Raw genomic sequence first — 26,105 nt, 5'->3', positions numbered from 1 at the left:
AATCCGTTGAGTCATCCTGAGGGGAGAGTCATGCCGGATGTGTCTTATTCGTCATTATCTTCTTCGCTGTCGGTTATGATGCTCTTGAACTGGCCGAGAAGATTGAATTTCATTCCCACGCCGTCGGAAAGTCCGATTTCATAACCGCTGAGTTTTTTCTTTATGCTGACAATCTTTGCTCCGTTGCCGTTTTTGCCAACATAGTTCCGGATGGTGCGTGGGACAAGCCCTTCGGGCACTTCGCGCTTCTTGCAGTCGACCGACTGCCATTTGCCGGCGTTTGAAAATTCGATTTTAGTGCCGTTGACGAGTTTTACATCGTAGTCGGTCTTTTTGAGCAGATGGCGGTCGACCTTGATCATGCTCACCTTCGCTTTCGGGAAATACTCGTCGAGCATTTCGAGAGCCTCTTCAGGCAGATTCTCGCGGTTGATTGTGTACTTGTCGATAAAGGCGTGTGCGACTCCTCCTGTCATTGTGACGAGAAGGAGAAGAAGTAGAATTTTTTTCATAAGTCTTCCTTGAAAAAATATATATAATGAGTGTGTTTCCGATAGTTTCCGTATGCTACGTTTATATTAACGGACAGGGATACCCGTTTAGTATGTCTGAGTTCGGGTATATTCGGCCGGGAGTTTTGCAGTGCGGAGTAAATGGTTTATCTTTGCGTGACACATCACGAAAATAATCCAGACTATGAAATATTTCTTCTCGGCCGGAGAGGCATCCGGCGACCTGCATGCCGCTCAGGTCATAAAGGAGCTTCTGAAACTCGACCCCGAAGCCGACATCTGTTTTCTCGGCGGCGACCGCATGGCTGATGCCTCTGGCCGCGCTCCGCTAATCCATTTCAGCCGCATGGCGTTCATGGGCTTCATTGACGTGGCCAGACATCTGCCCGAGGTGCTCGGCAATCTCAGGACCGCCAAGGAGGCCATACGCACTCAGCGCCCCGACGCAGTGGTGCTTGTCGACTATCCCGGTTTCAACCTCAAGCTCGCCAAGTATGCCAAGGGACTTGGCATAAAGGTGTTCTACTACATCGCGCCGAAGCTTTGGGCGTGGAAATCATATCGCATCAAGCAGATCAGGCGCTATGTCGACGAGGTGTTCTCGATTCTACCCTTTGAACCGGCATGGTTTTCCGAGCGCGAGGTCGAGGTGACCTACGTAGGCAATCCTTCGGTAGAGGAGGTCGAGGATGCCATCAGGGCGCTGCCGTCGCGTGGCGAATTTTTCGCCGCCCACGGGCTTGCCGACCGCCCGGTTCTCGCGCTCGTGCCCGGAAGCAGGGTGGGGGAGATAAAGGCCAATCTGCCGGTGATGGACGCTGTGGCGCGTCGTCATCCCGGTTTACAGGCGGTGGTTGCGGGTGCGCCCTCGCTCAGCGGGAGTTCTATGCGCGGTTTACCGACTTCCCGGTTGTCGACGGGGCTACTCTCGGTCTGATGGCTAATTCGCGTGTGGCTATGGTGACATCGGGCACTGCGGCGCTCGAATGTGCGCTTGCCGGATGTCCGCAGGTGGTGTGCTACCGGGCAGTCGGCTGGAAATGGGCCCACGATATTTTTCTCCACATACTCAAAATCCCCTATGCCTCGCTCCCGAACCTCGTCGGTGGGAAGATTGACCGCCTGACGCGCAACGAGGTCAACCGCGAGGCTGTCAGGACGGGCGTGAGAGGATGTGTCGTGCCTGAAATGCTCGTCCACAACTGCACGCCGGAGATGGTCGACCGTCAGCTCGCGCCGCTCATCGGCGACACTTCCGAGCGCCGGGCGCAGCTCGACGGCTATGACCGTGTGCGCCGCATCCTCCACACCGACAGCTCTGCTGCGGCCAATGTCGCGGCGCTCATCCTCCGTTCGCTCGGAGGGCGGTGACGGTCGGCAGGAGTCTATGGAAAAACATCACAGCGCGATGTCATGGCACGGTTGCCCGATATCGCGCTGTGGTGTTTTTTTGTTCGTGTGTAGCCTGATTTTGTCAGAGCCAGGCGGGAGCCACGTATTTTGCAAGGAGATAGCCGCCGCCGATGAGCCAGAGGTCGAGTATGAATGCAAGGACAAACGGTTTCGCGCCTGCTTTCTTGAACTTGTCGATGCTGGTTTCAGCGCCGAGAGCCGCCATAGCCATTGTCAGAAGGAAGGTGTCGAAGTAGTTGATTGCGTCGACGAGGACTGTCGGGAGAAGGTTGAACGAGTTGAATCCGATGACCACAAGGAAGCCTACTGCAAACCAAGGAATGTTGACCTTGCCTTTTTCGCCTGCTTCGCCCGTCGACTTGCCACGGCGCGACACCCAGACTCCGAGCACCAGAAGCACGGGAACGAGGAGCATGACACGGATCATCTTGACGATGATGGAGACGTTTGACACTTCGATGCCCATCGCGTTGCCTGCGCCGACGGCGTGGGCGACTTCATGGAGGGTCGAGCCGGAATAGATGCCCATTTCCTGAGGGGTGAGGTCGACCCAGCCCGAACGGTAGGCCACGGATAGAGGAACATTGAGATTGTGCCGAAAATCACCACTGTCGCCACTGCGACGGCTGTCTTGTAGGCTTGTGTGCGTATGGCCGATTCAGCGCCGAGCACTGCCGCCGCTCCGCAGATGCCGCTGCCGATAGAGGTCAGAAGCGCTGTGTCGCGGTCCATCTTGAGCATGCGCCCGATCCAGATACCGCCGAGGATGGTGGTGACCACGATTATTGCGTCGATGACGATGCCTGAAACACCTACATTTACAACGTCTTGGAATGTCAGTCGGAAGCCATAGAGGATAATGCCGAGGCGCAACACTTTCTTAGAACAGAACTGGATGCCGGGGACCCACGTCTCGGGCAGATTGTTGCGGAGCGAGTTGGCGTAGAGCATACCGAGGATGATACCGATGATCATCGGGCTGAACGACAGATCCTTGAAAAACTGGGCTTCGCCGATGTAGAAGGCTGCGCACGCAAAGAGTGCAATCAGAAGTATGCCATGAATCATGCTGACACGTTTTTCTGTAAACTTTGGCATAGTTAAGAAGAATTGATTAAGTTATTAAAAAGTATAAAGTTTTCTTGTAGATTATTGAGACCGGTGGAGCATGTCTGCCGGACGCGATGATTATAAAACAAGGATTATATATATTTCTTTCGTGTGTGTGTCTGACGGCTTATCGGGCAAGCTGTCGCCACATAGTATGTATATAATGTCTTTATGTCGGAGCGAGAGGCGGTGTATATGAAAAAGAATGAGTAAAGATAATTTCCGAAGAAATTAATAATTACTCATTCTCCTCTCTCCTCAGCGGTATGGACGGGACTCGAACCCGCGACCCCCTGCGTGACAGGCAGGTATTCTAACCAGCTGAACTACCACACCAAGTTTTACACGTGAGATATGCTCCACGGCAGCTGCGCTTCTACTCTTATGGGCGATAGTGATTACTGCCGTTTTGCTTGTGCAAAGTTAAGTGAGTTTTCTGATATATGCAAATTTTTTGTGAGAAATGTTTGAAATCAAATTTTGTTAGCAGCAAATAGCGGCAAATCCTCAACTTTTTCCAATTACTATTGGACTAAGTTGAGGGATTTGCCGCTATTCTTGGATACACCTAATGAAGCAGGCGTCTGAATAGCCACTTTTTTGGGGGTCTTTATCATCAATGGATTTCCAGATATTATCACGTCTGATTTTTTCAAAATCAAAAGTCAAATAATTTATATCCCATGCGGGATAATAGAATGTCTGTGGTTTATTATTTTCCTCTTCTACAGATGGACTGCTTTTGTCAAACCAATAAATTGCTCCCTCTGAACGGAATATGTCCAAAAAAAGAGGAGCGTCATATACACCGTATTTGTAAATGCCATTATCGGTGTTATTAAAATATCCCCAGCGGTCATTGCATGAGTACCTTAATACCCCATAGTATGTAGAACCATCTGTTGGGTGTTTGAGATTATGTTTTCGATGCCCATAGCCTGAAGATCCGATTGGGAAAAATATATTGCCTCCTGTCCTCGTATCATAGACGAAACATCCTCTCATACCTGTCGCGCTTCCTCCCGGTTTATATCCGAATGCATCGTCGATAGTGTTGGCTGTTTTGTCGGCTTCATCACCATAGCAAATACCGTAACCTGTTTTGATATGCCAATTTTCCACTTCTGCAGCGTTCGTCAGATCCTTAGGAACTAAGGTGCTGTAATCCTCCATAGTCGCGATGCGTCGGTTTCCACCTGGTTTTGGAAAACTGGTTTCTGTAAGCAGATTCTCATTTGTTATTTCATCCCACGTGAGCGGCTTAGAATCAGTCATTTCAAGCTTTTTGTTTGCGGCGTTTTGCTTTAAAATTATCGGGCGTTATTTTTCTCCAAGGAGTTTTGCTATTTACATTGTTTCCTGTTTTTATTCCGTTCCAGTTGCCGAATTTAAATAATGTTCCTTCGTCTAACGGATTACTGGTAATTTCATCTTTGCTTATATTGTTTCCTGTACACCACTTTATACCGTTATCAAATGTGTCATGAGCTTCATAGCCTTGACGCACAAAAATCAGATGATAACAAGAATAATAATTGTATTCTACACGTATAATAGCATATCGTGGGACACCGTTGGATGTTCCATTAAAATTTATTCGGAATGCAATTTCGGTATCATTTCTTCCTTCGATTGACCTGCGTGTAAGGATATCTCCAGAATACTTGAATGTGTAGTCTGCTTCGGATGTTGTATCAGGTCTTTTGTCAGTGGAGAATCCTTCTAGTGATATGAAATTTTCATCCGATTCCCTTATGACATATGCACGCCATGGGCCTGCACTTTTCAAATTTTTGAATTCGACATCGGCATCATCTTCCAAAACTTTTAATTCAACATCGAAACTCTTAGTATTATTGCTACTACGATATATTCCTTTGGGATTTACAAGTCTGTGTACCTGTTTTACTTCTATGTTCTGAATAGCATCATCCGGATTCATAGTAACTTTTGAATCAGAACTGTCAAGAATAGTCCCGTCTTCTAATTCAACGACTACATTCACAATGGCTTGACGATAATAAGCGTTGTAAGGGTTGTTGCCAGTATATCCAGTTCTGGCAATAAGCTGTCTGGCTCGTGTCCATATAGGTATTTTTACATAATATGTTCCATTGTCCCAACTTACATGTGGCTTATCATCATCCATAGCCTCATATAATTGATAATCACTTATTTTTAATTCATCTGCGGAATATAAACGATATCCTAAATTTTCGTCTTCGTAATGTTCTTTGTTTAAAATTGACGGCTCATTATGTTCCAGATTCTTAGGTTCTGGAAGTGCGACAAGGTTAACCGGTTTTCTTAGTGAAAGAAAACCGTTCCATGGTTTATTATTTACAACATTAGATGTACTTACATATCTGGCATAGGCTCCATTCCACCAATTAGATGGCTGTGCTGTGCCACCATCGAATCCATCTTTGCAATCCAATGGAGACCAGTTGTTGGTTATTATTCTTGCCGTGATATTTTTTATTTTAACATCCTTTGGCGCATCGAATTCGAGAGGGATCATTGCGGTCTGTCCATAGAGATAGGAGATATAGAATGGATGTGGAAAGCGTAGTTTTGTCTCAGGCTCTTTTCGGTAGTCGATATGCCAGTCCACGTCGTTAGCCCACCCTTTGAACTTAAGGGTGAGTTTATAGTGATGGTTTCGTTCGGCATTGTAGTCAAGGGCAGCATCTTTGCCAAGCATAAAGCGATAGGTGATTTCACCTTCACCTTCTTTTTCATTTCCTGATTTATAGTAGGCTTTAACCTCTATATATGATCCGTATTTCTTGGCATCTTTCCAAGAGATATTGGTTGGGTCTATGCCATCGGGATAAGACACAACGCCATCAGTCTTGTCCTGCTGGTTGACCTGCTGATGTTTGTCGGTAGGTGTTCCTTCCTTTCCTTTGCCTTGTAGATTCTCATAGAAATAAAACGCGTTGGTTGTTTCAGAGTGTAATGCTGCAAGTTTTTCAGAGTCAGACATTCCTCTTTAAGTCCGTCTGCTCCAAAACCGTTGATATTCTTTGTTTTTGATACGTATCCCGGCCAATTTTCATTGTAGCTTTCAGCCGGAATTGCTGTTGTCGGGTCTATATTGTCGGGATAATATGTAATTATCTGGTCGGGGGTGTCTATTATTTCGATTTTTCCGATTTCGTTATCCGAACCGGCGACACCATCCTCTGAAGGGGTCTCAGGATTGTCAGCACTGAGATAGCAATATTTCGGGATGTCTTTTATAGTGACGGATTTGATAAAGATTTCGACTCCGTCTTTAAGGCCTGTGCCGTCGAATGCGACTGTCACTTTTGACGCAGCGCGTTTAATCCATGCGTGGAGAGTGACGTTTTTCTTATTGATGACTATTTCGGGCGCGTCGAATCCTTTGCTTGCATTATTTGCGGAAAAGTAGCCGAACATCTGATTGTTGGCAGCTACGTTTTCCTCGTTCCATTCGAGAGTGAATTTTTTCAGATTTTCTATATTTTCGACAATCTCGTCGGTCAACAGCTCCTTGGCCACATTGGCCACCGCATAGATGTGATATTTTCCATAGGAAAGTTTCGGGATTTTGACTGTAGCCTTCTTTGTCGCAGTCTCCGCGCGGTGAGGGCTATTTTCGTTATATTTGACATCGTCGGGTTGAGCCGTCGATTTTTCAGTCGTCGGTTCATCATAGAAGAAATGATTGACGTATTCATTCTTTTCATTATAGAAAACGATACAGAGATTTTCGATTTCCTTTATGGCATCGCCCGGAGTTCCGCCGGTGACCGCACGGCTCAAAGCCGGGTAGAGCGGAGTGAAAGTCACCTCCGCGGTGACTTCTGCCTCACCTTCGCCGATATACGAAGGGTCATAGAGAGGGTCTTCGGCGCAGGAGACGGCTGCAAGGGAAAAAACGAGGGTGATTAATATGTCGTAGATCTTCGATTTCATCGTGATAATGGATACGTCCTGTTACTATTTATATAATATATAGGTGGTGGAGATGTCTGGGCGGTAGCTGTCGCAGAGGCGCGGGCTTCATTTTCGGTCGATGCCGAAGTCGGGGTCGAGCCATATGCCGGTATAGGGCACAAGCTCGACCGTAGCCTTGTTTACGCCTAAGTCGATATTGATTTTTACATGTGTGTTTCTCGGAAGGATCGGCAGATTGTCGAGCGTAAGTTTCTCGGAAGTCGCAACGATGGTCTGGTCGCCGAACTTTGTATGAAGAACCAGTTCGACGGAATAGGGCTTGCCGTCGGCAATGGTCTCTCCATCTAAAGGCAGAAACTTGCTTTCGCAGAAATATATTGGCAGACTGATTTGCGTTGTCTTATCTTTCAGGTCAATGCTGTCGCCATTGAATTTAAATGTAAACGGCGAGTGATTGGCCGACTCGGGGATTTCATACTCGGTGATGAACCGGCCTGAGAGGTCGATGGATGTGTCGCTGGTGTCTGACGGTTTTTTGGAGCCGTCGGTCGAGCCGGAGTTGTCAACCTTGTGGAATGTCGGTTTTTCCGGAGAGTACACGGTTTTTTTAGGGAGAAAATATTCCCTGTCGGCAAGACTGTTGAACGTCAGCGATTTCAGGTAGAGCCCTTTGCCGTAATCCGACTTGATGTTGAAGCTGAACTTCACCGCAGCGCGGGTGATGAAAAACGGGCCTACTTTCTGCTCGCGGAGTTCAGGAGTTTCGGGCATTTCGATGTAGACATCCTTATAGACCTCCGACATCGGGATATAGTGAGCGCCGCTTTCGTTGGTGTTGTCATAGAGAATGCCGTTTGTGCCGGCAGGAATCTGTATATTCTCGATATAGTCTGCCGTGTATGGGCTGTCGGGGGTGAGGCTGCTGAGATTGACTGTCTCCCCGGCGGGAAGATTGGCGTTGATGCTTTCCTCGTTGGCGAGAATATAGATGGTCTTGTTTTCGCCACCGTGAACCTTGATGTTCATGTCGTCGTAGCGCACCACACCGTTTTCGTTGAATGTGAAAAATCGGTTGTGCTCGACTACTTTGTCATAAGGCTTATTGGTGTCCGGGTTGATAATCTCGTTGCCGTCCGAGTCCTTGACCGGTTTGCCTTGGAAGTCAGTGCCCGGGCGGAGGATTATGATGCGGAGAGTGTGGATTTTCTCATATTTTGAAGCTTCCCGCTCAAAGTAGTTGTCTTTGTCAGGAGTGGTGACGAGTGCTCTCGATTCGGACTGGCGGACGGCATCGGGGGCTACTACTGAAAACGTCAGGTTGACCATCTTTTCGGCGGGTATGGGATCAGGGGTGTCGGCGTTGCGGTCACCGTCACACGAAATTCCCGTCAGGCCGGCAAGAAGGCACAGGGCGATATGTCCAAATCGTTTAAGCGTCATAAGTCAGTGTCGTTGATGCGCACCACCCATCCGTTGATTGTGATGTAGGTCGAGATCCAGTAGCCGTTCTGAAGAAACAGAACCATGTTCCATGTGTTCTCGCGGTCGAGAAACTCCTGAGAACCCATCGATGAATACTGGTCGCTCTTGAGGAGCAGGAGCACATTGATGAGTGGAAGTGAAAGCACTTTTGATCCGTCGTTGGCATTGGTGATTTCGAGCCGTGACTCGTGGTTGGCCATGAGGCGCGAGATGCTGAACTCGGCATAGGCCACCTCGAAACTTTTCTCCGTGTCGGGGTCGATTCCGGCGGTCTGCTGTCCGCGCGCCCACGGGCTGTAGGTGGTGACGGTGGTGGGGATAATGTTGTTTTGCCAGTCGAAAAGGGTGTTGTCGGCGGTGATCGAGAAGTTGAAATCACGGTTGTCGACAGAGGTATTGTTGACGTTCTGAAGGACAACGCGGATGTTGTTGGTGTCTCTCATCATCTCGACTGTCGCTTCGGTGTAGTCGGTCGACTCTTCGGGGACTGTGACTTCGAGTGCTCCGTAGAAAAGGTTGTGGAGCTGCGTCCCGACGGGCGATGTGATGCACCCGGGGTTCATCGCAACGCCTACGTTTTCGATCGGTAGCGATGCGTCGGGGGTGGCTGTGAAGCTAAACGAGGCGTCGTCACAGGCCATGCCTCCATAGGCGAGGAGGCGGTAAGTGCCGGCAGGTAGATCGAGCTGCATGCGCCAGTTTTCGTCTGAGAGCAGCGAGGCGCTCGATTCGGTGCGGGTTTCGATATATTTTCCGTCTTTGTCGTAAACAAGGAGCGTCAGGCAGTCGACCTGCGAGGGGAATGCGTTGGCAAACTCCATGTTGTAGTCATAGACGAAACGTAACCGCAGACCCTCGTCGCAGGGATCGAGATCGTCGTAGATGATCGCGTCACACGAGGCAAGGGAAACCATCCGGCGACGGCAAACGCCGCCGGGATGATAGATGAGATGATATTTCGTCCAAACAGTTTCATTGCTGTTTTTTGTAGGATTACTCTTAAATTTTGGTTCGTCGGAAGTTTCGATTAGAATTCGATGTTGTTGACACGTACAACCCAAGGAAGGACTTGTGCAGTGACGGTGAGGTAAACGTCCTCTTTTCGTCAGGTCTTCCGGGAGTGGGTTTATCCGGGTCATTTTCAGAAATGCGCGGATGACCTATCTGGCTGAGTTTTGTTACGGCAAGTTTGTAGACGTTGTTGCGGACAACAGCAAACTCCATCGGACCCATGACACCGTTATTGAGGTTGTCATTATGACGGTTCCAGTAATAATAGTAGCAATAGTAACCCCAGCCAAGATCCTTGTCTTTGCTTCTCTGATAAATGGTTATATTCGCATCAGTTACAGCTTTCTTAAATGCGTTTTTGACTTCACTGTCAGCAGTAGCCGGTTTTCTTGCTTCGTTCCATTTGTTCCATGCGTCGTTTGCACAACCAACTTTTTCTGCAAGTGTGTCGGTATATTTGATAGAAACACCTTCTTGAGTGACATTGCCTGTCTGGCTGTCTACAACATTATATTTAAAATCTACACTTCCGAAACCGCCTGTTCCGAATACGGCAACGTAAAGGCTGTTGCTGCGGTTGATGGATATGGGTTCCCAATGTCCGCCATCAGTTTCACCTTTAACAGCAACCCATTTGAATCCGGGGATAGCAGCTTTGATAGCGGCTTCGCGTATTTTTGGCCATGAAAGATAAAGATTGCCTGCAAAAAGGTAAAGAATCGGCGCACGATATGAATCGCCAAAAGACTCTTCTGTATTATTTATTGCATCAGCAAGTTCTTTGATATCAGCGTCAGTAGAATTAACCGCAGCAGCTGGCGCAACCATTTTACCCTTGAATACAACACCTGTAGAGATTGCATTTATCTGTGATTCAACAGGTCCGGCAATTGTGTTTTCGGTTACATAACGCCAGATGCGATAATCGCCGAGATCATTTTTATCGTCACTATTCCAAGAGTCATTGTTGTCTTCAGTTCCGTTTAAGACATCTTCACAAGATACTGTTCCCCATCGATCCTCATTGCCATTATTGTCGATTGTACCATCTGATTTGAAGAATGGGTAATGTAAACCTTCGCTGTAGTCAAAAGTGGTGGGGATGGTATTGGCTTTTGTCGCAGTTATCACACTTTGCTTCCATGTGTAATCAGCGTCGACAACATAATTTCCATTTTTTGTGATTGCACCGCTTCCAACTGCATACCAAGGAAGTTCAGGCTTACAAATCTGTGCATCTGTCGGACTTCCATTGTCTGAAACATGACGAAGGAAATAATAGCTCTTGTTCATGTTTATAAGAGCCATTTTTTCAAGCTGAATGTTTACAATAGCAGTCTTTTTATTGTCATCTCCGGTTATGTATACCACTTCGTATGTACGGTTTTTGATACCATTGTAACCATTTTCGTCATTACATCCTTTTCCTCCGATAGAGCCGTCTTTGAAGTCAAAACGAGCTACGGCGCGTTCAACTTTTACAGCACCGCGATCAGTTGTTCCATTGTCAATGTTTACATCTCCGTTTGTGCCTGAGAGATCGAAAGGCTTGCTCTTGGATGTATAGAAATTCCAATCTTGAAGAGTATGAGGAATCTCGCGTGTGGCTATGAGCGCATTTGACATGAGGAATGAGCTTTTAGCCCAGATTGCGTCGTTTACAGTAGCATTGCCAATCTTATTAATCCAGTCATTGCTGCCGGAGGCAATTCCAGCAACAGTATTTTCTCCTTCTTTATGTCCAAATACTATATTCGAAAGTTCGTTAGTGGGATTACAGAACAAGAAAATATTGGCTTCTGTTTTATGGTTCGGCTTGTTATAATAATTGCTGAGTTGTGTCTTGGTGAACTGTGAAACAGCTTGGTAAGTCGACTTGTCTGCTGTTAAAGCATGCAGGTCTGTTTTTGTAATCTGTGCTGCTGCTATAAAGTTATTTGTTTCTGCTTCAGCAAGTATAATAATGGCTTTTTCAACTATATTTTCATAGTCTTTACCATATTCTACTCCAGAATTACTTGTGCTACCGTTGTCGCCCGGATTAACAGTCTGGCTACGGGAGTTTTTTGCATTAGGCAGGTCAATGTCGATGGTGAAATACACACCGTCTTGAGTTTCAGTTCCGGGACCATTCGGGCTGTCAGGACCGTCGCTGAGTTTGTCGTCGGAGCAAGCTCCGAGCATCATGGCTGCTATTGCTGCCATGCTGAGGAATTTAAATTTTCTCATTTTGTGACAAATTTTGGTTGTTTAATATATTAATGTGTTGAATAAATTCGGTGAATGCGTTGTGTGTCTGTTACTTAGACGAAGGCTTGATGAGATATGTCACGGGGTGATATGTGTTAAGCTCGCCTATCTGATTGATGAGCGTGTCGCAACCGTCCATACCCGCATCGGCGGCGGCTTTGAATCGCTTGACGGCCTCGGTGTAGTCGGAGCGCTTGGCCGCGAGGATTGCGCGTGCATAGTGGGCTTCGGGAGTGTTGCCGGCTTTGAGCAGGTGGCTCTGTGCCTCGTCGAGCTGTCCGCGCTTCATATCGTTGTTGGCAGCGTTGAGGTTGAGCATCGGGTCGTCGGGGTAGACCTCGACGGCAGTCTCGAAAACCTTGCAATATTCGTCAGAGCCTTCGGGGAAGGTCTGCGCGAGGGTGTAGAAGTCTACGTTGCGCAGACGCGTCGGGTCGGTCTCGAAAGCGTGGCGTATCTCGTTGATGTCGGTATATGTCTTGATGGCATACTCGACAGTGTAGTCCGAGTGTCGCAGCCAAGGGTAGATTTCCTTGAGGATTATGGCGTAGTCCTTGGGGAAGCGCACCTTGATTTCGCGGTCGCGGGCATCGTAGCCGAGCGGGCCGTCGACAATGTCGATGATTTCACGGCGGTGTTCGATCGGGAAGTCGAGCGAGTCGGTCAGATAGTTGCGGAGACCGGCCCAGTCCTCGGGGTCGTAGCTCGAAGTGACCACCGTGTCGGGGAAGTGGTAGAGGTCGCGGACATGGCGGCGGAGTGTCTCCGTACGTCCCTTTGCAAGACGCACGTTGTTGTCATAAGGACCTTCGGGCGATGCGAAACCCTTGATGTGGACGTGGGTTATGGTCGCGTCCTTGTCGTCTTTGACATACTGGATGGAGTTGTAGATCTTGCGCAGCTCCTGAGGGTTGATCATGTAGTCAGGCTCAAGTTCGGTGCGGTTGACAATGAAGGTGATGAACGCCGATCCGCTGAGCGACTTGATGACAGGGCCGGCATCGACCGGCGGGGCGTAGACGAAATCGGGGTTGAACGCCGGGCGGGTCACGTCGATATGTGCCAGAGGAATGTTGCCTGAGGGTGACGGGCCTGTGAGACGGTCGGGCGCGTCGCAGCAGTTGGCCGATTCGGCGCGCATCTCGACTGTCGACTGTTCCATCCATGAGGCAAAGGGGACTTCGCGGGTGTAGACGGCGTGGGCGTTCTTCTTGCCAGCGCGGTAGATGGGTGTCAGAGGGTCTTCGAGCTCGCCGTCGCGGAGGTAGTGAAACCAGCGGTTGCGTCCGGCGATCACTATGGGGTCGAGCGCGAGGCTGTCGGAGAGATTGTCGGCCACGATGACGGGGGTGAATATGATTTCGCGTTCGGAATTGACGCTATATTTTTCGATGTCGAGGTCAATGTCGATTCTGACTTTGGCAGCGGCCTCGTCGACGGCGACGTTGATGTCATAGAGCTTTATATCGGTGCTGTCGGCTGTCGACTTGAATGCCATGAGGGCGGGTGTGGCGACGGCGAAGGCACAAAGTATGCTTGCAATCCGTTTCATGGTTCGCATGTATGAGGGGTTTAAAATGTGTAGATGAGATTGATAGCGGCTTTTGTCGGGCCGAAGTAGTTGTGGTGTTTGCCTGAAAGCTTTTTTGTGCCGCATTTGGCGCACGGATAGACATCGTAGATCGTGTGTACCCATCCGAGACCTATTTCAGCTTCGATGTTCCATCGGCGGTCGATGATCCATGAGTAACCGTAGGCCACGCCTGCGCCGAACATCCATCCCTGATGGCGCTCGTCGGAGAGTTTCGAGAAATCAGTCCCGAGAAACTTGATGTTGTTGTCGAGGTTTCCGAAGTTGTATTGCCCTCCTAAGATGTGAGCGCCGACAAAATGACCTGAGAATCTGCGGCAGAACCAGTAGCGCCCTTCGGGCATTACGAGCCAGTGTTTCCAGTAGTGCTCGTTGACATCCCATGCGTTGAGCTGCCCGGTCAGTTCGAAAGTCCATTTTGGGGCGAGTCCGACCTCGGCGCTAACCGATGGCGACAATACGATGTCGGACAGGATGTTGGTCTTGACGGCTGCATCTTGCGCTTTGACTTCACACAGGCTCAGAAGCCCTAAAAGGACTCCGGCCAAAAGAATCTTGAATCTCATATATGTAGTTACTACGTGCCGCCTGCGTGTATCGTTGATGCAGGATCGGTTGTGATAATTAAAATCGGATAACGAATTTTAGGATACCTAACTTTTTTGCGAGGAGTGAAGTTATTGTGTGAATGGAGGGGAGGGTGGACCGCAGTGCCCTCTGGAAGGGTGGCGGCGGGACGGCTGCCGCCGGCGGGAGTAATGCAGCAAAGCCCCGCCGGTCAGATCCGGTGGCAGGGCTATGCAACAAATCCCCGCAAACCGAAATCTTGGCCGATTTCAGGCTGTGGGGAGGGGGGGTAAATAATTGGTTCCCAATGCGTTAAAGCAAACGGGGGGGGTAAAATTATCTGTGCGTTATGTTGTATGTCGCTCATGACATTCGTCTTGAAGTTACTGATGCTGTGTATAATAATTAATCCATATGTTTTGTGCGGCATTAAGCCCTGAAAAAGAAGAGAATGGCTTGCCGATATACGGCAATCATCTGAAGGACAGGTTTAAAACGTACAAAGTTCCAAAATCAGGCTAAAAGTCTAATTCAGACGCGAAATTATACATAAATTATGAAATAGCAAAACTTTAGATAAAAAAGTTTCACATCACACAAAAATGTAAAAATAATTCTTAACTTTGCCTGAGAGTATACCGATTTAATATAAAGGACATCTCATATAGACGAATAAACCAATTACCTTATATAAAAATATGAAAATGAAATCACTGTTTCTGGCTATGGCGGCTCTGTTGCCGGTCGAGGCGTTTGCGTGTACGAGTCTCATCGCGGGCAAGAAGGCCACGGCCGACGGTTCGGTGCTTGTGACATACGCCGCCGACAGCCATACGCTCTATGGCGAGCTTTATAACCGTCCCGGCGGCAAGCATTCGGCCGGCGAAGTGCGCAAGATAGTCGAGTGGGACACCGGAAAGTATCTCGGCGACATCCCGCAGGTGGCCGAGACCTACACCACCATAGGCAATATGAACGAACATGGTCTGACCATCTCCGAGAGTACATGGGGCGGCCGCGAGGAACTCGCCGACACCACGGGCATCATGGACTACGGTTCGCTCATCTACGTGACGCTCGAACGCGCACGCACAGCCCGCGAGGCCATCAAGGTCATGACCGATCTCGTGAAGGACTACGGCTACCATTCGAGCGGAGAGTCATTCTCTATCGCTGATTCTGAGGAGGCTTGGGTCATGGAGCTCATCGGCAAGGGCGGCAAGGAGAAGGGCGCTGTCTGGGTGGCACGCCGCATCCCCGACGATTGCATCTCGGGTCATGCCAACCATCCGCGCATCCACAAATTCCCTCTCAACGATAAGGAAAACACCATCTATTCGCCCGATGTTATCGACTTCGCCCGCAAGATGGGCTACTACAAGGGAAGGGACGAGGATTTTAGTTTCTCGCTTGCCTACGGAGAGCTCGACGCTACTGCCACACGTGGCTGTGACGGCCGTGTCTGGAGCTATTTCAACCGCTTCTCCGACGGGATGGATGCCTATCTTCCATACGTGATGCACGGCGAGGGCGAGGCTTTCCCTCTGTGGGTGAAGCCCAACCGCAAGGTTAGCGTCAACGACATGAAGTGGATGATGCGCGACCATTTCGAAGGCACTCCTATGGATATGACTCAGGACATCGGCGCAGGACCGTATGCCGTCCCCTACCGCTGGCGTCCGATGACATTCAAGGTCGACGACAAGGAATATCTCAACGAACGCGCCATCGCCACACAGCAGACCGGTTTCTCGTTCGTGTCGCAGATGAATTCGGCTCATCCCGAACTCATGCGCGGCATTCTCTGGTTTGGTGTCGATGATGCCAACACCTGCGTATATGTCCCCATGTACAACGGCATAACTTCCATCCCTCATGAATTTGCCGTCGGCAACGGAGACCTCCTGACGCTTTCGTGGGATGCCGCTTTCTGGGTTACGAGCTATGTTGCCAATCAGGCATATCACCAGTATAGCAAGATGATCGACGATATCCGCAAAGTGCAGAAGGCCGAGGAAGCCACTCTTGAGGGCGAGGTCGACAAATTTATAGCCGAACTTCCTTCGATGGACGCAGCTACGGCACGTCAGCGCCTCAACGCCCATTCGGCCGACGCTTCGAAGCGCTATGTCAAGCGCTACAAGGATCTGGGCGACTATCTGCTCGTGAAATATATGGACGGAAATATCAAGCGCGAGAAGGACGGCAAGTTCGAGCGCACTCCCGAAGGGATGCCCGTATCGCCGATATATGGCGGTTATGACGAGCGCTACTACCGTTCGATAGCCGACCAGACAGGCGACCACCTCCGAATAAAATGACGGAACTGCCGATAATAGAAAATTTTATATGTGCTTCAAGCATTAAATGGCTGAAAATTATCTTGACAGACTTAATGAGCAGCAGCGTGCTGCCGTTGAATACTGCGACGGTCCGCAACTCGTGATTGCGGGCGCAGGTTCAGGCAAGACCCGCGTGCTCACCTATAAAATAGTACATCTTCTGCGCCTTGGCTTTGAGCCTTGGCGCATTTTGGCTTTGACCTTTACCAACAAGGCCGCGCGAGAGATGCGCGAGCGCATCGAAGAGCTCGTCGGACGCGAGACAGCTTCCAAGCTCTGGATGGGAACCTTCCATTCGATATTCGCCCGTATTCTCCGCAGCAACGCCGAACTTATAGGTTTCAAAAGCAATTTCACTATCTATGACTCCGCTGACAGCAAGTCGCTTGTCAAAACGATTGTGAAAGATATGCAGCTCGATGAGAAAATCTATAAGCCGGCGGCTGTGATTTCGGCGATTTCAGGAGCGAAAAACGCTCTTGTGTCTCCTGAGGACTATGCCATCAGTCGCGACGTGATTGAAGCTGACCGCCGAGCCAAGCGCCCGGAGATGTATGCCGTCTACCGTGCCTACCGTGACCGCTGTGTCGCAAGCGGTGCGATGGATTTCGATGACCTGCTCTATTATACCAACGTGCTGCTGCGCGACAATCCCGATGTGCTGCGCCACTACAGGGAGTTTTTCCGCTACGTGCTTGTCGACGAGTATCAGGACACCAATTTCGCACAGCATGTGATCGTGACACAGCTCACCCGCGAAAGCGGCAAGCTGTGTGTCGTTGGCGATGACGCGCAGAGCATCTACTCGTTTCGTGGTGCAAACATACGCAACATCCTCGACTTGCGCCACACATACACCGACCTCTCGACATTCAAGCTCGAACGCAACTACCGCTCGACGCGCAACATCATAAACGCCGCCGGCTCGCTCATCGACAAGAACCGCGACCAGATTCCGAAGCAGGTCTATTCAGAGAACGAAAAGGGCGTGCCGATTGAGGTGGTGAAGTGTTACAGCGACTTCGAGGAGGCTTATCAGGTAGCATCGCGTGTATCGCAGCTAAAAATGCGGTCGGGCGACAGTGCCGAGGAGTTTGCCATACTTTACCGCACCAACGCCCAGAGCCGTGTGCTTGAAGAGGCGTTGCGCAAGCGCAATGTCCCTTACAGAATCTACGGCGGACTTTCGTTCTATCAGCGTAAGGAGGTGAAAGACGCTATCGCCTATTTCCGTATGGCTCTGAACCCAGACGATGACGAAGCTTTGAAGCGTATCATAAATTTTCCGGCGAGAGGCATAGGGGAGACGACGGTCAACAGGCTCGTCCGTCGTGCCATCGACGATAATGTAAGCATCTGGACTGTGATTCAGCAACCCGACTTACATCCTGCCGGCCTCAATGCCGGAACTATGCGCAAGCTTGATGCCTTTGCCGGGCTGATAGCCGGATTTGTGCAGAGCAATCGCAGCGGAGACGATGCGTCGGTGCTCGCGACAGAGATAATCGACCGCACCGGGCTTTTCACAATGCTTCTTCACGATAATACGCCCGAAAGCATCTCGAAACAGGATAACCTGCAGGAGCTTCTCAACGGTGTGAAGGAATTTGTCGAAACACGGACGGAGGAGGGAAACAGCGCGACAGGTCTTGCCGATTTCATGGCCGAAGTTTCGCTTGCCACCGATCAGGATTCTGATTCCGACAGCGACGAGGAGCGTGTTACGCTAATGACTGTCCATGCTGCGAAGGGGCTTGAGTTCAATAATGTGTTTGTTGTCGGTGTCGAGGAGGAACTGTTTCCTTCGGCTATGGCTCAGGACTCGCCGGCACAGATTGAAGAGGAGCGTCGCCTCATGTATGTGGCCATTACCCGCGCCCGTAAATTCTGTATGCTCAGTTATGCGGGTTCGCGTTTCCGAAACGGACAGACGGTCGCCTGCCGCCCTTCGCGATTTCTCGGTGACATCGATCCGGAATTTCTCCGGCTCTCCACCAACGACGTTCTCGGCGCGTCAGCTCCGAAAGTCCGCCCGACGGTCAACTATGCAGCTTCAATGGCCGGTAGCGCCCGTAGTCTGAATTCGCTGCGTTCGCCCGGAATCACAGCCCCCCGTCCGGTTTCTTCGCGTCAGGCAACCACGGCCGGAGCGACTGCATCATCGGCTGCCGGAGGCGACTACACCGTCCATAGCGTCGGAGAACTCTCGGAGAATATGCGAATCGAACATGCGAAGTTCGGAGGCGGTTTGATTGTCAAGATCGACAGTTCCGGCCCTGATGCACGCATAACGGTGAAGTTTGACTCTACCGACGAGAGGACACTGATGCTGAAATTTGCAAAATTCGCGATAGTGGGATAAATTTAAAATGCTATAAAAACGAAAATAATATATGAAAGCCTCTGAGCTACCCACACCATATTATATAGTATACGAGGACCGCATGCGCCGGAATCTTGAACTGATTACACGCGTAGAGCGCGAGGCCGGTGTCAATATCATCATGGCCTTCAAGGCCAACGCCCTGTGGCGCAGTTTTCCTGTTGTCCGCGAGTATAACCGGGATTTCACCGCAAGCTCGCTCAATGAGCTTCGTCTCGGAAATGAGGAACTCGGAGGCGAGGCGCATGTCTACTGTCCGGTGTATACCGAACAGACGATAGATGAATTTCTCTCTCGTGCGACGCATCTCACATTCAATTCCCTAAGCCAATGGGAACGATACGGACAGCGGACTTTGGCGGCCGGAGTGTCGCCGGGACTGAGGGTCAATCCGCAGTGTTCGGTCATAGAGACTGAAATCTACAATCCCGCACTTCCCGGCTCGCGCTTCGGGGTCACTGCCGAGCAGCTTGGCGGAGTGCTCCCCGAAGGGATCGAGGGGCTTCATTTCCATGCCTTGTGTGAAAGCTCAAGTTATGATCTCGCAAAAGTGCTCAATGCCTTTGAGGAACAGTTCGGATGTTATTTCCGACAGCTCAAATGGGTGAATTTCGGAGGCGGACATCTCATGACCCGCGAGGGATATGACACGGCTCATCTGATAGAGGTGCTTCGCGGTTTCCGTTCGCGTTATCCGTGGCTGAGTGTAGTGCTTGAGCCGGGGAGCGCATGGATGTGGCGTACCGGCGATCTGATTACGGAAGTTCTCGACATAGTGGACAATCAGGGAATAAAGACAGCTGTCATTGATGCGAGCTTTGCATGCCACATGCCCGACTGTCTTGAAATGCCCTATAAACCGGCCATCACCGAGAGCGTTGAGGAGGCCGAAGGGCTTCCGCGCTACCGTCTCGGCGGAAATTCATGTCTGAGCGGAGATTATGTCGGCGACTGGTGTTTCAGAAATCCGCTGAAGGCGGGCGACAGGCTGACGCTTGAGGACATGAACCACTACACTACGGTAAAGACCACCATGTTCAACGGAATTCAGCATCCTGACATCGTTATGTGTGACATCAACGGAGACTGCACATATCTGCGACGGTTCACATACGAGGACTACAAGCACCGGATGAGCTGAGGTCTCGCCATATTCTATATTCTATCCAATCTTCATAATCCCACGTTTCAGCTATGGATATAACGAAAACTGTTACAGACGGTCATCAGGCGGAAGTGCGTCCGCGATTCTCGGTCATCGTCCCCGTCTACAACCGAATCGACGAGGTGCGTGACCTTCTTGACAGCCTTTCCCGGCAGAGCCTTAAAAATTTTGAGGTCATAATCGTCGAGGACGGATCGACCGCGCCATGTCTCGATGCTGTGCGCGAGGCTGAAGGGATAGATGTGAAATATTATTTCAAGGAGAACGAGGGGCGTTCCATAGCCCGTAATTACTGTCTGGAGCGTGCAGCCGGAGAATATTTCATCTTCTTTGACAGTGACTGTGTGATACCCCCCGACTATTTCTCAGTGCTTACCCGGGAGCTTGACGCTAATCCTACGGATTGCTTCGGAGGCCCTGACTCGGCTCACGAATCGTTTACGACTACGCAGAAGGCTATCAATTTCGCCATGACCTCTTTTCTGACCACGGGTGGAATCCGTGGCGGCAAGGTCAGCCTTGAGAAGTTTGTTCCGCGCACGTTCAACATGGGGTATTCGCGAAGGGTGTACGAAAGGGTAGGGGGCTTTCGGGAAATGTTTTCAGAGGACATCGACATGTCGACGCGCATCCGTAATGCCGGATTCAGTATCGCGCTTATCCGGCCTGCTTTCGTTTACCATAAGCGCAGGGTAGATTTCCGCAAGTTCCTGCGTCAGGTATATGTTTTCGGGATGTCGCGCATCACTCTCAAATTGCTTTATCCCGGTTCGCTCAAAGCCGTCCATGCGCTTCCGGCAATCGCGGTTATCATCGGGGTGGTTTTGTTGCTGCTCTCGATTTTTGTCAGTCCGTGGTTCCTGCTTCCATTGGCTGTCTATTTTCTTGCTATATTTGTCACTGCACTCGTAAGCACACGGTCGGTTGCAATTGCCGCCAAGGCAGTCCCTGCGAGTGTTATCCAGATTTGTGGCTACGGATGCGGTTTTATCAAGGCTTATTTTCTCAAAATCATACTCGGGAAGGGGCGTGACGTAGAAGAAGAAATCCTTATACGCAAAGGAAAGTGACCGCGCCCCATAAGTCCATTTAATTCCAATCGTCAATTCATTAATCATCAAATTCAGATAATGGAAACCCTCTCTCCTTTTGCCAACCGTCGGATTCACGACCTCGGTGATGACGAAAAGCCCCGTGAAAAAGCGCTGAATCTTGGAATACGCGCACTGAGTGATGCCGAACTCGTCGGACTGATATTCGGCGGAGGGCTGCCCGGGCTTTCGGTAGTGGATCTTGCCCGGTCGATCTTGCGTGACTGTGATAACCGTGTCGATAATCTCGCACGTCTGAGCATGGACGAGCTGATGGCAAAATATAAAGGAGTCGGTCCGGCCAAGGCTGTGTGTCTTGCGGCTGCTTTCGAACTTGGCAGACGTAACCGCGAGCAGATGGCTGAAAACCGGGAAGTGACAATCAGGTCAAGCACCGACGTGGTGTCGCTTATGTCGCCTTCACTCGAAGGCCTCGATTATGAGGAATTCTGGGTTCTGATGCTGTCGCGCAGCAATAGAGTCAAATACAGGCGTTGTCTATCGCAGGGTGGGACTGCGGGAACTGTCGTTGATGTGAAGCTGCTTATGAAACGTGCTGTCGATTGTCTTGCCTCGGGCATAATACTCGTACATAATCATCCGTCGGGAAACCCGAAACCGAGTGGCGAAGATGACCGTCTTACCTCTAAAATAAAAGAAGCGGCAGCCTATCTTGACATGCGTGTGCTTGACCATGTTATAATCGCACGCGACAAATCATATTCCTACGCTGACGAAGGGAAGTTGTGAACCTGTATTCTGTCAGCCTTGTTATACTATTTACCATAATTTTAACGTCAAAACTATTTATGAAAAAAATCGCGGACTCGATTCTTGAGACTATCGGTCATACGCCCTTGGTGAAGCTCGGCGCGTATGACAAATCTGAAAAAACTGTTGCAACAATCTATGCCAAGTTGGAGGCGTTCAATCCCGGAGGTTCGGTCAAGGACCGTGTCGCACTCAATATGATAAACATGGCGGAACAAGAAGGATTGCTGCAACCGGATGCCACTATCGTAGAGCCGACGAGCGGAAATACAGGTGTCGGTCTCGCCCTTGTCGGCGCGGCCCGTGGGTACAAGGTCATACTGACAATGCCTGAGACAATGAGCGTGGAGAGACGGAAGCTTCTTGCGGCTCTTGGTGCAAAAATCGTGTTGACTCCCGGTGCGGAAGGCATGAAAGGATCTATAGCCAAGGCAGAGGAAATCCGCAAGTCAACCCCGGGGGCTGTAATCCTCGGGCAGTTCTCCAATCAGGCAAATCCGGCTGTCCATTTTGTCACTACAGGCCCGGAGATATGGGAGGCTCTCGACGGGCATGTGGATGTGTTTGTCGGTGGGGTCGGAACGGGCGGTACGATCAGCGGAGTGGGACGGTTTCTAAAATCCAAGAACCCTGCCATTGAGATTGTCGCTGTAGAACCGGCCGGTTCGCCTGTCATAAGCGGCGGTAAGCCGGGAACACATAAAATTCAGGGTATAGGGGCGGGATTTATTCCCGATACGTTTGACAGAAGTGTTGTCGACAAAGTGATAACGGTAGAGAACGAGGAAGCATACGAGGCATCCCGCCGTCTGGCTCGTACAGAGGGCATATTGGCAGGAATTTCGTCGGGGGCGGCTCTCCATGCTGCGACTTCGCTTGCCCGTCAGCCGGAGTATGCCGGAAAGAATATTGTGGTGTTGCTCCCTGACACGGGCGAACGCTATCTCTCGACCGAACTTTTCGCTTAAGGTTAGTCGGTAATATATCATAGTCTATAATACTAAAAGCTGCCTTCATCTTCGGCAAGAAGGCAGCTTTTAGTGTATGTCGATATAAGCAGGCTATCCGCTCAGAGTGTCACTTCTCCACAGATGTCTGTCGCAAGGCGTGTGGCCACGGCGGAAGGTGTGAGGCCAAGTCCGAAGAGGTACATAAGTTTGGTAATGGCCGCTTCAGAGGTCATGTCGTGACCTGAGATGACACCTGCGTTAGCCAGTTTGTCGCCTGCGACGTAGCGACGGTGGTGGACACCCCCGTTTACACATTGAGTGACGTTTACAATCACTATGCCTCTCTGTACGGCCTGAGCGATTTCCTCGATGAACCATCGGGATGTCGGGGCGTTGCCGGCTCCATAGGTGCGAAGAACGATTCCGCGTATGTCAGGAGTGTGGAGCAGATAGCGGAGTGTCTGCTGCGTCATTCCCGGATGCAGGTCAATGAACATTACACCGCGGTCCATATTTGTATTTAGTGCGAGCGGTTTGCGTTCTTTCGGACGCCAGAGCGCTTCCTCTGCAAAATGGATGCCAAGGCCTATTTTAGCCAGTTGCGGATAGTTGTTGCTCTTGAAAGCGTTGAAGTTGTCGGCACTCATTTTGGTCGAACGGTTTCCACGCCAAAGATAGTTTTCGAAAAGGATGGCTACTTCCTGAACCATCGGCGATCCGTTGAATGTCGTTGCTGCTGCGATCTGCAGGGCTGTGATGAGATTTTCCTCTCCGTCGGTGCGGACTTCTCCGATAGGTAGCTGCGATCCGGTGATGATGACCGGTTTGTGGAGATTGCCGAGCATGAAAGACAAGGCCGAAGCTGTGTAGGCCATTGTATCAGTGCCGTGAAGAACGACAAATCCGTCATACTTATCGTAGTTGTCAGCGATGGCAGTCGCTATTTCAGCCCATCCGGCAGGATCCATGTCGCTTGAGTCGATAGGATTGAACTGGATGTTTTCAATTTCGTAATCGAGCTTTTTGATTTTAGGTACGTTGTCAATCAGGTGGCTGAAATCGAAAGGCTGGAGAGCGTGAGTCTCCGGGTTCTCGATCATTCCGATTGTCCCCCCGGTATAGATTATAAGAAGCCGGGGTTTATGTGTATGAATCATTGGTAAAGGTATGTGTTGGAAAGGTTAACTTGTGATATGTGCTTTGAGAAATTAAGGATGGTAACGGGCCGGATTGGAAATTCCGGCCTCGTTACCTGCCTTAAATATAATATTGAAACATTATCGGTTTTGGCTTTAAACCCAAAAGCCATGTACTAACCGATTTTTGCTCCGGGAGCTACTGTCGCAGACGGTGAAAGAAGCACGATTGAGCCGTCGGAGTTCTCAGCCGAGAGAATCATGCCTTCGGAAACAATGCCCTTGAGCTTGCGCGGGGCGAGATTGGCTATGAAGCATACCTGTTTGCCGACGAGATCTTCCGGTTTGTAGAATTTGGCGATGCCTGAGACAATGGTTCGTTTTTCCAGACCGTCGTCGATGAGAAAGCGAAGCAGTTTATCGGCCTTTGGCACTTTCTCGCATTCAACCACAGTTCCTACACGGAGATCGCAGGCCGCGAATGTGTCAAATTCCACGGTCTCGGCCTGAGGCTGGGCCTTCCATGCCGCGATTTCGTTGGCTTTCTTTGTGTCGAGAAGTTTCTGAACCTGATTCTGGACTTCTGCATCTTCGATTTTATCGAAAAGAAGTTCGGCAGGTGCGATTTCAGAGCCTTCGGCCACGAGCTCAGTCTGGCCGAGCATATCCCATGAAAGTTTGCCGATGTTGAGCATCTTGGCGAGACGCCCGGTCGAGAAGGGTATGAACGGTTCGAATGCTATGGCAAGATTCGCGCAGAGCTGAAGAGCCACGTTGAGGATTGTTCCGGTACGTGTCATATCAGACTTGGCGAGCTTCCAAGGTTCTGTTTCCTGTAGGTAACGGTTGCCGAGACGTGCAATTTCCATAGCCTGTTTCAAGGCTTCGCGGAAATGGAATGTGTCGAGTGCCTCTGAAAGAGCGCCCTTTATGCGGTTAAGCTCGGCGAAGACTTCGTTGTCAGTGTCGCTCATTTCTCCGCGTACGGGAACTACTCCACCGAAATATTTATGGGTGAGCACGACGGCGCGGTTCACGAAGTTGCCGAGAATGGCCACAAGTTCGTTGTTGTTTCGTGCCTGAAAGTCAGCCCAAGTAAAGTCATTGTCCTTTGTCTCGGGTGCGTTTGCTGTCAGCACGTAGCGGAGTACGTCCTGTTTCCCGGGGAAGTCGCGTAGATATTCGTGAAGCCATACAGCCCAGTTGCGTGATGTCGAAATCTTGTCGCCCTCAAGGTTGAGGAATTCGTTGGCCGGCACGTTGTCGGGCAGCTGGAAGTTGTCGCCGTAGGCCATGAGCATTGAGGGGAAGACAATGCAGTGGAAGACGATGTTGTCTTTACCGATGAAATTGATGATGCGGCTTTCGGGGTCTTTCCAATATTTTTCCCAAGAGTCGGGAAGGAGTTCCTTTGTGTTGGAGATGTAGCCGATCGGAGCGTCAAACCATACGTAGAGAACCTTGCCTTCCGCTCCTTCCACGGGAACAGGCACACCCCATTTAAGGTCGCGGCTGACGGCGCGTGGCTGGAGTCCGGCGTCAAGCCATGACTTGCATTGGCCGTAGACATTTGTCTTCCACTCCTTGTGGCCTTCGAGAATCCACTCGCGGAGCTTGCCTTCCCATTTGTTGAGTGGGAGATACCAGTGGGTGGTATCGCGCATCTTCACAGGTTCGCCGGTGAGGGCAGAGCGCGGGTTGATGAGGTCGGTGACATTGAGCGACGAACCGCATGCCTCACACTGGTCGCCGTAGGCGTTTTCATTGTGGCAGCGCGGGCAAGTACCGACTACATAACGGTCGGCAAGAAATTCGCCGGTCTTCTCGTCGTAGGGCTGGAGCGCAGTCTGGACGGTGAACTCTCCCTTGTCGTAGAGGTGGCGGAAGAATTCAGAAGCAGTTTCATGATGGAGTTTCGATGTGGTGCGTGAATATATGTCGAAGCTGACACCAAGCTCTTCAAGCGAGTCCTTGATTATGGTGTGGTAGCGGTCGACTACCTCTTGCGGGGTGATGCCCTCCTTGCGTGCACGCAGTGTGATGGGCACGCCGTGCTCGTCGCTGCCGCCTACCATGACCACGTCCTCGCCGCGGAGGCGGAGGTAGCGTGCATATATGTCGGCCGGGACATAGACTCCTGCAAGGTGTCCGATATGGACAGGCCCGTTGGCGTAGGGTAGGGCAGTGGTGATAAGGGTGCGCTTGAATTTCTTTTCCATTATAGTCTGTTGAGATGAAATTATGCGAAAAATATTGTGATTCTTGTTTTAAAGTGCAAAATTAGTGTATATTTAAGTAAAAACATCACATGCGCAGGAAATTTTGAGTGTTTCTGACTTAAATATCTTTCAAAAAACGTTGTTTGTCATAACACATTCCACTTTTGCAACCGGTTTTTTCGTAA

General features: G+C 50.2%; 18 protein-coding genes, 1 tRNA gene and 1 pseudogene. 8 read left to right on the top strand and 12 right to left on the bottom strand.

The window, feature by feature from the left end; all coding sequences use genetic code 11:
- Positions 1 to 44: 44 nt before the first annotated feature.
- The gene (locus E7747_RS02465) at positions 45 to 512 is read right to left on the bottom strand and encodes a PepSY-like domain-containing protein (protein ID WP_136413896.1); all 468 of its coding nucleotides are present in this window, start codon (positions 510 to 512) and stop codon (positions 45 to 47) included.
- A gap of 184 nt (positions 513 to 696) precedes the next feature.
- Between E7747_RS02465 and E7747_RS17200 the strand changes: the two genes are divergently transcribed.
- Both E7747_RS17200 and E7747_RS17195 read left to right on the top strand, forming a co-directional pair.
- Positions 697 to 1,449: a lipid-A-disaccharide synthase gene (locus tag E7747_RS17200; protein ID WP_136413894.1), complete on the top strand. Its 753-nt coding sequence runs from the start codon at positions 697 to 699 to the stop codon at positions 1,447 to 1,449.
- Positions 1,449 to 1,883 (top strand): glycosyltransferase family protein, encoded by a 435-nt coding sequence (locus E7747_RS17195; RefSeq protein ID WP_136413892.1) that lies wholly within the window; start codon positions 1,449 to 1,451, stop codon positions 1,881 to 1,883. Before E7747_RS17200 ends, E7747_RS17195 begins: the two co-directional genes overlap by 1 nt.
- 103 nt (positions 1,884 to 1,986) lie before the next feature.
- Here E7747_RS17195 and E7747_RS02450 read toward each other — a convergent pair.
- The 9 genes and pseudogenes from E7747_RS02450 to E7747_RS02410 all read right to left on the bottom strand — a co-directional run bounded on the left by E7747_RS02450 (position 1,987) and on the right by E7747_RS02410 (position 13,862).
- Positions 1,987 to 3,023, bottom strand: a pseudogene (locus E7747_RS02450) (YeiH family protein).
- 274 nt (positions 3,024 to 3,297) lie between these two features.
- A tRNA-Asp gene (locus tag E7747_RS02445) sits at positions 3,298 to 3,371 on the bottom strand.
- Positions 3,372 to 3,587: 216 nt separating this feature from the next.
- On the bottom strand, positions 3,588 to 4,310 hold the full coding sequence (locus E7747_RS02440) for a hypothetical protein (RefSeq protein WP_136413890.1): 723 nt from the start codon (positions 4,308 to 4,310) through the stop codon (positions 3,588 to 3,590).
- 1 nt (position 4,311) lies between these two features.
- Positions 4,312 to 6,024 carry a DUF4906 domain-containing protein gene (locus tag E7747_RS02435; RefSeq protein ID WP_136413888.1) on the bottom strand — a complete coding sequence of 571 codons (1,713 nt, stop codon included), beginning with the start codon at positions 6,022 to 6,024 and terminating at the stop codon, positions 4,312 to 4,314.
- Between the two features lie 1,043 nt (positions 6,025 to 7,067).
- Positions 7,068 to 8,402, bottom strand: coding sequence for a hypothetical protein (locus E7747_RS02430; protein WP_136413886.1), 1,335 nt, complete (start codon positions 8,400 to 8,402; stop codon positions 7,068 to 7,070).
- Positions 8,399 to 9,358, bottom strand: coding sequence for a FimB/Mfa2 family fimbrial subunit (locus E7747_RS02425; RefSeq protein WP_136413884.1), 960 nt, complete (start codon positions 9,356 to 9,358; stop codon positions 8,399 to 8,401). The genes E7747_RS02430 and E7747_RS02425 overlap by 4 nt, the downstream gene beginning before the upstream one ends.
- Positions 9,359 to 9,443: 85 nt before the next feature.
- On the bottom strand, positions 9,444 to 11,660 hold the full coding sequence (locus E7747_RS02420; protein WP_228449229.1) for a fimbria major subunit: 2,217 nt from the start codon (positions 11,658 to 11,660) through the stop codon (positions 9,444 to 9,446).
- A 94-nt stretch (positions 11,661 to 11,754) separates the two neighbouring features.
- A complete protein-coding gene (locus E7747_RS02415) occupies positions 11,755 to 13,257 on the bottom strand; it encodes a DUF3868 domain-containing protein (RefSeq protein WP_168185192.1) in 1,503 nt (500 codons plus the stop codon).
- Between the two features lie 20 nt (positions 13,258 to 13,277).
- On the bottom strand, positions 13,278 to 13,862 hold the full coding sequence (locus E7747_RS02410; RefSeq protein WP_123615696.1) for a DUF3575 domain-containing protein: 585 nt from the start codon (positions 13,860 to 13,862) through the stop codon (positions 13,278 to 13,280).
- Between the two features lie 699 nt (positions 13,863 to 14,561).
- Between E7747_RS02410 and E7747_RS02405 the strand changes: the two genes are divergently transcribed.
- Genes E7747_RS02405 through cysK form a run of 6 tightly spaced genes read left to right on the top strand, consistent with a single transcriptional unit; the run spans position 14,562 to position 22,583 of the window.
- Positions 14,562 to 16,184, top strand: coding sequence for a dipeptidase (locus E7747_RS02405; protein ID WP_136413880.1), 1,623 nt, complete (start codon positions 14,562 to 14,564; stop codon positions 16,182 to 16,184).
- Between the two features lie 46 nt (positions 16,185 to 16,230).
- The gene (locus E7747_RS02400) at positions 16,231 to 18,567 is read left to right on the top strand and encodes an ATP-dependent helicase (protein ID WP_136413878.1); all 2,337 of its coding nucleotides are present in this window, start codon (positions 16,231 to 16,233) and stop codon (positions 18,565 to 18,567) included.
- A gap of 31 nt (positions 18,568 to 18,598) precedes the next feature.
- Positions 18,599 to 19,729, top strand: a complete 1,131-nt coding sequence (gene nspC / locus E7747_RS02395) for a carboxynorspermidine decarboxylase (protein ID WP_136413876.1) — start codon at positions 18,599 to 18,601, stop codon at positions 19,727 to 19,729.
- 53 nt (positions 19,730 to 19,782) lie between these two features.
- Positions 19,783 to 20,823 carry a glycosyltransferase gene (locus E7747_RS02390; protein ID WP_136413874.1) on the top strand — a complete coding sequence of 347 codons (1,041 nt, stop codon included), beginning with the start codon at positions 19,783 to 19,785 and terminating at the stop codon, positions 20,821 to 20,823.
- Positions 20,824 to 20,883: 60 nt separating this feature from the next.
- Positions 20,884 to 21,594 (top strand): RadC family protein, encoded by a 711-nt coding sequence (radC, locus tag E7747_RS02385; protein ID WP_136413872.1) that lies wholly within the window; start codon positions 20,884 to 20,886, stop codon positions 21,592 to 21,594.
- Positions 21,595 to 21,653: 59 nt separating this feature from the next.
- On the top strand, positions 21,654 to 22,583 hold the full coding sequence (gene cysK, locus E7747_RS02380) for a cysteine synthase A (protein ID WP_136413870.1): 930 nt from the start codon (positions 21,654 to 21,656) through the stop codon (positions 22,581 to 22,583).
- Positions 22,584 to 22,684: 101 nt separating this feature from the next.
- On the opposite strand, the gene E7747_RS02375 is transcribed toward cysK, so the two are convergent.
- Both E7747_RS02375 and metG read right to left on the bottom strand, forming a co-directional pair.
- Positions 22,685 to 23,722, bottom strand: coding sequence for an asparaginase (locus tag E7747_RS02375; RefSeq protein ID WP_123615517.1), 1,038 nt, complete (start codon positions 23,720 to 23,722; stop codon positions 22,685 to 22,687).
- A gap of 155 nt (positions 23,723 to 23,877) precedes the next feature.
- Positions 23,878 to 25,920: a methionine--tRNA ligase gene (gene metG / locus E7747_RS02370; protein ID WP_136413869.1), complete on the bottom strand. Its 2,043-nt coding sequence runs from the start codon at positions 25,918 to 25,920 to the stop codon at positions 23,878 to 23,880.
- Positions 25,921 to 26,105: the final 185 nt, after the last annotated feature.

Source organism: Duncaniella dubosii, from assembly GCF_004803915.1.
In the GTDB taxonomy this organism is placed as follows: domain Bacteria; phylum Bacteroidota; class Bacteroidia; order Bacteroidales; family Muribaculaceae; genus Duncaniella; species Duncaniella dubosii.
Note: the sequence above shows the minus strand (reverse complement) of the source record. Positions and strands in the feature narration are given on the sequence as shown.